At 74.4% G+C, this 8,476-nt stretch carries 7 protein-coding genes; 6 read left to right on the plus strand and 1 reads right to left on the minus strand.

The window, feature by feature from the left end; genetic code table 11:
• Window positions 1-2: 2 nt before the first annotated feature.
• The 6 genes from glgC (at window position 3) to PKC53_RS14840 (ending at window position 7,247) form a co-directional block, all read left to right on the plus strand.
• Window positions 3-1,286: a glucose-1-phosphate adenylyltransferase gene (glgC, locus tag PKC53_RS14815; RefSeq protein WP_324429923.1), complete on the plus strand. Its 1,284-nt coding sequence runs from the start codon at window positions 3-5 to the stop codon at window positions 1,284-1,286.
• The gene (gene glgA, locus PKC53_RS14820) at window positions 1,283-2,764 is read left to right on the plus strand and encodes a glycogen synthase GlgA (RefSeq protein ID WP_324429925.1); all 1,482 of its coding nucleotides are present in this window, start codon (window positions 1,283-1,285) and stop codon (window positions 2,762-2,764) included. Before glgC ends, glgA begins: the two co-directional genes overlap by 4 nt.
• Before the next feature lie 295 nt (window positions 2,765-3,059).
• Window positions 3,060-4,004, plus strand: coding sequence for a chromate resistance protein ChrB domain-containing protein (locus PKC53_RS14825; protein ID WP_324429927.1), 945 nt, complete (start codon window positions 3,060-3,062; stop codon window positions 4,002-4,004).
• Window positions 4,001-5,359 (plus strand): chromate efflux transporter, encoded by a 1,359-nt coding sequence (gene chrA / locus PKC53_RS14830; protein ID WP_324429929.1) that lies wholly within the window; start codon window positions 4,001-4,003, stop codon window positions 5,357-5,359. Before PKC53_RS14825 ends, chrA begins: the two co-directional genes overlap by 4 nt.
• A 20-nt stretch (window positions 5,360-5,379) precedes the next feature.
• Window positions 5,380-6,213: a rhodanese-like domain-containing protein gene (locus PKC53_RS14835; RefSeq protein WP_324429931.1), complete on the plus strand. Its 834-nt coding sequence runs from the start codon at window positions 5,380-5,382 to the stop codon at window positions 6,211-6,213.
• Window positions 6,214-6,230: 17 nt separating this feature from the next.
• Complete coding sequence (locus tag PKC53_RS14840) at window positions 6,231-7,247, plus strand: Cj0069 family protein (protein ID WP_324429933.1); 1,017 nt, start codon at window positions 6,231-6,233, stop codon at window positions 7,245-7,247.
• Between the two features lie 107 nt (window positions 7,248-7,354).
• Here PKC53_RS14840 and PKC53_RS14845 read toward each other — a convergent pair whose 3' ends face one another.
• Window positions 7,355-8,389: a DMT family transporter gene (locus PKC53_RS14845; RefSeq protein WP_324429935.1), complete on the minus strand. Its 1,035-nt coding sequence runs from the start codon at window positions 8,387-8,389 to the stop codon at window positions 7,355-7,357.
• Window positions 8,390-8,476 lie beyond the last annotated feature (87 nt).

The following is an 8,476-nucleotide window of genomic DNA, read 5'->3' on the forward strand; positions in this document are numbered from 1 at the left end:
GCATGGATCCGAGCGAACTGGCATCGAGCTTCGACCTGCCCAAGCGCGCCGTCGCGTTGGTGCTGGCCGGAGGCCGCGGCAGCCGGCTGAAGAACCTCACCGACCGTCGCGCCAAGCCTGCGGTGTACTTCGGCGGCAAGTTCCGCATCGTCGACTTCGCGCTGTCGAACTGCATGAATTCGGGCATCCGGCGCATCGCGGTGATCACGCAGTACAAGAGCCACAGCCTGCTGCGCCACCTGCAGCGCGGCTGGGCCTTCCTGAAGAGCGAGATGAACGAGTTCGTCGACCTGCTGCCGGCGCAGCAGCGCGTCGACGAGGAGAGCTGGTACCGCGGCACCGCCGACGCCGTGTACCAGAACCTGGACATCCTCGCCGGCTACGACGCCGACTACGTCGTCGTGCTCGCCGGCGACCACGTCTACAAGATGAACTACGCGCTGATGCTGGCCGACCACGTCGCGCACGGCCGCCCGTGCACGGTGGGCTGCATCGAGGTGCCGCGGCGCGAGGCCAGCGGCTTCGGCGTGATGGCCATCGACGACAGCCGGCTGATCACCGACTTCGTCGAGAAGCCCGCCGACCCGCCGGCGATGCCCGGGCGCCCCGACATCAGCCTGGCGAGCATGGGCATCTACGTCTTCGACGCCGACTACCTGTACGAGCACCTGCGCCTGGACATGCTCGACGCCGCCTCGAGCCACGACTTCGGCAAGGACGTGATCCCCCACGTCGTGCGCCGGCGCGAGGCGGTGGCGCACCCGTTCGGGCTGAGCTGCGTGGGCACGCACCCCGGCGAGGAGCCGTACTGGCGCGACGTCGGCACCATCGACGCGTACTGGGACGCCAACATCGACCTCACCGCCACCGACCCGCTGCTCAACCTGTACGACACGCGCTGGCCGGTCTGGACCTACCAGCCGCAGCTGCCGCCGGCGAAGTTCGTGCACAACGTCGACGACCGCCGCGGCATGGCCATCGAGTCGCTGGTCTCGGGCGGGTGCATCGTCTCGGGGCGCACCTGGCGCTCGGTGCTGTTCTCCAGCGTGCGCGTGCACTCGTACGCGCAGGTCGACTGGTCGGTGCTGCTGCCCGGCGTCGAGGTGGGCCGCCGCGCGCGGCTGAACCGCGTCGTCGTCGACCGCGGCTGCGTGATTCCCGACGACATGGTGATCGGCCACGACCCGGCCGCCGACGCGCGGCGCTTCTACCGCAGCGAGGCCGGCATCACGCTGGTCACGTCCGAGATGCTGAAGCGGCTGGGCGAGCCGGGCGCGCCGGCATGAGGGTGCTGCAGGTCGCCGCCGAGGTGTTCCCGCTGGTCAAGACCGGCGGGCTGGCCGACGTGGTCGGCGCGCTGCCGCCGGCGCTGGCCGCGCAGGGCGTCGACACGCAGCTGCTGCTGCCCGGGCTGCCGGCGGTGGCCGGCGCGCTGCACGGCGCGCGCACCGTGGCGCAGCTCGGGCCGATGTTCGGCGCCGCGCGCGTCGCCCTGCTGCACGGGCGGCTGCACGGCGTCGACGTGCCGGCCTACGTGCTCGACGCGCCGTACCTGTACCGGCGCGAAGGCAACCCCTACCTGGGCCCCGACGGCCACGACTGGCCCGACAACCTGCAGCGCTTCGCGCTGCTCGGCTGGGCCGCGGCGCACCTGGCCGGCGGCGAGCTCGATCCGCGCTGGCAACCCGAGCTGCTGCACGCGCACGACTGGCACGCCGCGCTGGCCTGCGCGCACCTGGCGATGCACCCCAGCACCGCCGCGGCGAGCGTGTTCACGATCCACAACCTGGCCTACCAGGGGTTGTTCCCGCTGGGCGACTTCGCGCTGCTCGGGCTGTCGCAGCGGGTGCTGTGGCCGCACGGCATCGAGTTCCACCGCCAGGTGTCGTTCATGAAGGCCGGGCTGCTGTACGCCGACCGCATCAGCACCGTCAGCCCCACCTACGCGCGCGAGATCGCCACGCCCGAGTTCGGCTGCGGGCTCGAAGGCGTGCTGCGCGACCGCGGCGCCGACGTGCGCGGCATCCTCAACGGCGTCGACGGCGCCCTGTGGAACCCGGCCACCGACCGCGCGATCGCCGCGCGCTACGACGCCGCGTCGCTGGCCGGCAAGGCCTACTGCAAGGCCGCGCTGCAGCGCGAGTTCGGCCTGCCCGAGCGCGCCGACGCACCGCTGCTGGGCGTGGTCAGCCGGCTCACGTCGCAGAAGGGGCTGGACCTGCTGCTCGGCGCGCTGCCGGCGTGGGTCGAACGCGGCGGCCAGCTGGTGGTGCAGGGCAGCGGCGAGGCCGCGCTGGAGCAGGCGCTGCGCGCCGCGGCGGCGCGCCACCCACAGCAGGTGGCGCTGCACCTGGGCTACGACGAGCCGCGTGCGCACCGCGTCGTGGCCGGCGCCGACGTCATCGTCGTGCCGTCGCGTTTCGAGCCCTGCGGGCTGACGCAGATGTACGGGCTGCGCTACGGCACCTTGCCGCTGGTGCGCCGCGTCGGCGGGTTGGCCGACACCGTGGTCGACGCCGACGAAGCCGCGCTTGCCGCCGACCGCGCCACCGGCTTCGTGTTCGACGCGGCGCACGCCGACGCCGTTGACGCCGCGCTGCGCCGCGTGTGGGCGCTGTTCCGCGAGCCGGCGCGCTGGCAGCAGGTGATGCGCCGTGCGATGGCGCAGACCTTCGGCTGGGACGACGCGGCGCGCCAGTACCGTGCGCTGTACGACGACGCCGCCGAGGCGCGCCGCACGCATCCGCGCGGCGTGTACCGCTGAACCGACCCCCCGCAGGCGGCGCCGCCGCCGGCAAGCCGCGCTGCGGCATGGACGCGGCCGGGCTGCGCACACCGCGGCCGCACCCGGCCGCACGCCAGCCCACGACACGGCGCGAGGCGTTCGGCCGTGGCGCGTGCCGGGTCGTCACCGCGCTCGCGGCGGCCGCCGGTTTGGTGGTGCCGCTGCCGATGCACGAGCTGCCGGGCCGTGTCGGCCTTGCGAGCCGGCTTCGAACACGGGGGTCGTCGAGTAGAGAGAAATAGTTATTTCTGATTGCGTAGCATATATTTCATCCATGTGGAGCGCGCTCTTCCTCACGCTGCCGACGCAGCCCAGCGCCGTGCGGCTGCGCGTGTGGCGCTCGCTGAAGGCCCTGGGCGCGGCCGCGCTGCGCGACGGGGTGTACCTGCTGCCCGCCGCGCGGTGCGCCCTGTTCGACCGGGTGACGGCCGAGGTGCGAGCCCATGGCGGCCAGGCCAGCGTGCTCGACCTGTCGACGCGCGACGACACGCTGCGCGCTGAACTGCTGGCGCTGTTCGACCGCAGCGAAGACTATCGGGCATGGCGCGCGCAGGCGCAGGCGCTGGCGGGTGCGCTGGGCAGCCTGGACGAGGCCGAGGCCCGGCGACGGCTGCGCGCCGTCGCCGAGTCGCTGCAGGCGATCGAGCAGGTCGACCACTATCCGGGTGCCGCCGCCGATCAGGCCCGCGCCGAACTCGACGCCTTGCGCCTGGCGCTGGACGGGCGCTTCTCGCGCGGCGAGCCGGTGGCGCGCGCGGCGCAGGGCATCGTGCGGCTCGACGCGCGCAGGTTCCGCGGCAAGCGCTGGGCCACGCGCGCGCGCCCCTGGGTCGACCGCCTGGCCTGTGCCTGGCTCATCCGGCGCTTCGTCGACCCCGACGCCCGCTTCGTGTGGCTCGCCGACCCGGCGGGCGCGACGCCGCCGCCGCGCGGCGCGCTGGGCTTCGACTTCGACGGCGCGCGCTTCACGCACGCGGGCGCGCGCGTCAGCGTCGAGGTGCTGGCCGCCAGCTTCGGCCTGGATGGCGACCCGCGCGTGCAGCGCATCGCCCGCGCGGTGCACTACCTCGACGTCGGCGGCATCCCGGCGCCCGAGGCGGCGGGGCTCGAGGCGGTGCTCGCCGGCCTGCGTGAGGTGCACGCCGACGACGACCGGCTGGTCGAAGCCGCGGCCACGGTGTTCGACGCGCTGTACGCGGCCCCGGCCGCGACGGCATGACCACGACGGCACCCCCGGCCCGCGCGGCTGCACCCGCATCGGTGCCGTTCGCCGAGGCCTTGCGCTTCTGGCTCAAGCTGGGCTTCATCAGCTTCGGCGGGCCGGCGGGGCAGATCGCCATCATGCACACCGAACTGGTGGAACGCCGACGCTGGATCAGCGAGCAGCGTTTCCTGCACGCGCTGAACTACTGCATGCTGCTGCCGGGTCCGGAGGCCCAGCAGCTGGCCACCTACATCGGCTGGCTGCTGCACCGCACCTGGGGCGGCATCGTCGCCGGCGCGCTGTTCGTGCTGCCGTCGCTGTTCATCCTCGTCGCGCTGAGCTGGATCTACCTGCGCTTCGGCGACGTCGCGGTGGTGGCCGGCATCTTCTTCGGGCTGAAGCCGGCGGTGACGGCGCTGGTGCTGCACGCGGCGTACCGCATCGGCACGCGGGCGCTGCAGAACCGCTGGATGTGGGGCATCGCGGCGGCATCGTTCGTCGCGATCTTCGCCTTCGACACCCCGTTCCCGGCGATCGTCGCCGCTGCCGCGCTGATCGGTGCGGTCGGCGCGCGGCGCTGGCCCCGGGTGTTCGCCCTCGGCGGCGGGCACGGCGGCGTGCGTGCCGGCCCGGGTTCCGCGCTGATCGACGACGACACGCCGACGCCACCCCACGCGCGCTTCTCGCGCGGCCATCTGGCCAGGGTGCTGGCCGCGGGCCTGGGCCTGTGGCTGCTGGTGATGGCGGCGCTGGTCGCCGCGACCGGGCTGCACGGCACGCTGACGCAGATGGGCTGGTTCTTCACCAAGGCGGCGTGGCTGACCTTCGGCGGGGCCTACGCGGTGCTGCCCTACGTGTACCAGGGGGCGGTCGAGCACCACCAGTGGCTCAGCGGCCCGCAGATGATCGACGGCCTCGCGCTGGGCGAGACCACGCCCGGGCCGCTGATCATGGTGGTGGCCTTCGTCGGCTTCGTCGGCGGGTGGTTCAAGCAGGTGCTCGGGCCCGACGCGCTGTTCGCCGGCGGGGCGTTGGCCGCCGTCGTCGTGACGTTCTTCACCTTCCTGCCGAGCTTCGTGTTCATCCTGGCCGGCGGTCCGGCGGTCGAGGCCACGCACGGCCGGCTGGGTTTCACCGCCCCGCTGTCGGCGATCACGGCGGCGGTGGTCGGCGTGATCGTCAACCTGGCGATGTTCTTCGCCTACCACGTGCTGTGGCCGCAGGGCTTCGGCGGGCGTTTCGACGTCGCGTCGGCGTTGATCGCGATCGGCGCGGCGGTGGCACTGTGGCGCTACAAGGTCGGCGTGCTGCCGCTGCTCGGGGTGTGTGCCGCCGCCGGGCTGGCGGTGACGCTGCTCGTGCCGGCGTGACACTGAAAGGAGGCGCTTCCATGGACGCTCGCAGCCACCCGTTGCCGATCGACGCGCAGGCGCGGCGCGGTTCGCCGAAGTCGCTGATCGGCGACGACGGCGGCGACGCCGACCACGACGCCGGCGCCGCGAGGCATCCGGACGCGATGCGCGCCGGGGTCGCCGCGCTGCAGGAACTGTGCGTCGCCAGCCTCGGCGGCGACGGCACGACGATGGAGCCGGCCTGGGCGATGGCGCTGGAGGCCAGCTTCGGCAGCGTCGGGCGCTGGCGCGAGGCGTTCGTCGCGATGCGCACGGCCCATGGCGGCGCCCCGGGTTGGCTGCTGCTCGCGCTGCGGCCACGCGACGGCACGCTGGTCAACCAGTGGGCGGCCGACCCTGTGCACGCGCTCGCCGCCGGCGTGGCGGTGCTCGCCCCCGACCTGCACGGGCCCCCCCGCCACGACGGCGCCGCGGCGCGCGCCGGCATCGACGCCCTCGTGGCCCGCATCGACTGGGCCCGCGTCTGCGCGCGCTACCAGGCCGCGGTGCACGCCGCGAGCGAACCCTTCGCGGTGGCGCCGCAGCAGGTGGCGGGAAGGCTGCCGATCGACGTGCGGCGCGCCGGCGTCTACGCGCAGGCGTCGCAGGTCATCGAAGGTGCGCGCTGGCGCGACCCGGCGCAGGTCGCGCACTGGGCGGGTGAACTGCCCGCCGCACGCGGGGTGGTCGTCTACTGCGTCCGCGGGCACGAGGTGAGTCGCGCCACCGCGCTGCGGTTGAGGGCGGCCGGCATCGACGCGCGTTTCCTGCGCGGCGGCATCGACGCCTGGGCGGCGGCCGGACGTCCGTTGGCCGACAAGCCGGTGCGCTGAACGTCGCGGGCCGACCCGTGCCCCCGCGCATCGCGCTGCTGTACCCGGGCGACCGCGCCATGCGCGACCGCGCCGACCCGGCCGAGAGCCGCTTCGCCGCGCTGTTCGCGGCTTTCGAGGCGGCCGGGCTGGCCGCCGAACCCGCCGTCTGGCACGACGACTTTGCCGACGAGGTGCGCGAGCAGCTGCGCCGCACCGATGCCGTGCTGGTGTGGTGCAACCCGATCGAAGGCGGGCACCGCCGCGACCGCCTCGACGCACTGCTGCGCGACGTCGCCGCCGACGGCGTGCTCGTCAGCACGCACCCCGACACGATCCTGCGCCTGGGCACCAAGGACGTGCTCGTCGACACCCGCGACCTGCCGTTCGGCAGCGACGTGCACCGCGTCGCGAGCCTGGCGCAGCTCGCCGCCGAACTGCCGGCACGGCTGGCGCAGGGGCCGCGCGTGCTCAAGCAGCATCGCGGCCACAGCGGCATCGGCGTGTGGCGCGTCGAGCGGGCCGGCGACGGCGGGCTGCTCGTGCAGCACGCCCGGCGCGGCAGTGTGCCGCAGCGCATGGACATCGCGGCCCTGCAGGCGACGCTGGCCCCGTACTTCGAGCCCGAGGCCGGCGCTCACATGGTCGACCAGGCCTGGCAGCCGCGCATCGCCGAGGGCATGGTGCGCGCCTACCTCGTCGAGGACCGGGTCGTCGGCTTCGGCGTGCAGGCCGTCAACGCGCTGCACCCCGGCGAGCCGCTGCCCGGGCCGCGCCGCTATCACGGTCCGCAGCTGGCGGCAGGCCGGTGGCTGAAGCGGCGGCTGGAGTCGCAATGGGTCGGCCTGCTGAGCCAACGCCTGGGCCTGCTCCCCGAGCGGCTGCCGCTGCTGTGGGACTGCGACTTCATGTTCGGCGAGCCGCGCCCCGGCGACCTGCAGCCTTGCGTGCTGTGCGAGATCAACGTCAGCAGCGTGTCGCCGTTTCCCCCGTCGGCGATCGAGCCGCTGGTCGCGGCGACGATGCGGCGCCTGCGGCGCCGCCCGATGCGCTGAGCCGGCTTCGCCGCCGCGACCTTCGACGCCGGCGGCGATGCGCGCTCGGGCCGGCGTGGCCCGTGCGGCGCGTTCGCCGCGTGCGTCGAGCCGGTCGCGCCCCGCGCTCAGTGACGGTGCGTGTGGTGCGCGTCGGGCACGTGCGCGTGCGCATGGCGCAGCGGTGCGTGCCGGTGGCGGTGGCTGTGCTCGCCGACCGGCATCGGGTCGTGCACGTGGTCGTGGTGGCCGTCGTCGTGGCGGTGCGCGTGCTCGTGTTCCAGCGCGTCGTGCTGGTGTTCGTGCGCGTGCCGTTCCGCGAGGTGCAGCACCACGCCGGCCAGCATCAGCAGTCCGCCCAGCGGCATCAGGGCGCCGGCCACGCGATCGCCGAGCGCCACCGCAAAGGCGGCGCCGATGAACGGCGCGCACGCGTACACCGAGCCGGTGCGGCCGGCGCCGAAGGCGCGCTGCGCCAGCAGGTACAGGCGCAGGCTCAGGCCGTATCCGGTGCCGCCGACCAGCACCAGCGCCAGCGCTGCGCGCGCGCTCGGCAGCGGTTCGGACAGCGCCAGCGCCGCCAGCGCCGCGGCACTGGCGCCGAGCAGGGCCTTGCCCATCACAACCTGGCTCGGATCGCGTTCGGCCAGCGCGCGCGACAGCGTGTTGTCGACCCCCCAGGCCGCGGTGGCCGCGAGCACGGCCAGCAGACCCCACAATTGCGTCTCGCCGACGCGCCCCTGGTCCAGCACCAGCACTGCGCCGCCGGCCATCAGCAGCAGCAGCGCGGCCCGGACGCGGCGGTCCATCGACTCGCGGTGCACCCAGCCCGCCAGCAGCGCGGTGAACAAGGCTTCCAGCGTCAGCATCAGCGACGCGCTGGTGGCGCTGGTGCGCTGCAGGCCCCAGGCCAGCGCCACCGGGCCGGCGACGGCGCCGAACGCGGCCATGCCCGCCAGCACCGGCAGGTCGCGTGCCGCCAGCTGCGCCTCGCGGGCCGCGGGCCGCCGCGTCATCGCGCCCACCAGTGCCGCGCCGGCGTAGAGCAGGGCTGCGGTCGTGAACGCGCCCAGGCCGGCACCGAAGCGCTGCACCAGCGGCGTGCTGACGCCGAACAGCACCGCGGCCAGCAGGGCCAGCAGGCCGCCGCGCAGTGCGGGCATCGCGTGGCTTGCCGTGCGGGGTGCGGGTGTCATGGCGGAGGGAGCGGGATTCGAACCCGCGGTGGGCTGTTCACCCACACACGCTTT

This window comes from Azohydromonas sp. (genome assembly GCF_035325925.1).
Lineage (GTDB): Bacteria > Pseudomonadota > Gammaproteobacteria > Burkholderiales > Burkholderiaceae_C > Calidifontimicrobium.

Coding starts and splice junctions, on each gene's coding strand:
- glgA (WP_324429925.1), top strand. CDS start 1,283: ATGAGGGTGCTGCAGGTCGCCGCCGAGGTGTTCCCGCTGGTCAAGACC.
- glgC (WP_324429923.1), top strand. CDS start 3: ATGGATCCGAGCGAACTGGCATCGAGCTTCGACCTGCCCAAGCGCGCC.
- chrA (WP_324429929.1), top strand. CDS start 4,001: ATGACCACGACGGCACCCCCGGCCCGCGCGGCTGCACCCGCATCGGTG.
- PKC53_RS14825 (WP_324429927.1), top strand. CDS start 3,060: ATGTGGAGCGCGCTCTTCCTCACGCTGCCGACGCAGCCCAGCGCCGTG.
- PKC53_RS14845 (WP_324429935.1), bottom strand. CDS start 8,389: ATGCCCGCACTGCGCGGCGGCCTGCTGGCCCTGCTGGCCGCGGTGCTG.
- PKC53_RS14835 (WP_324429931.1), top strand. CDS start 5,380: ATGGACGCTCGCAGCCACCCGTTGCCGATCGACGCGCAGGCGCGGCGC.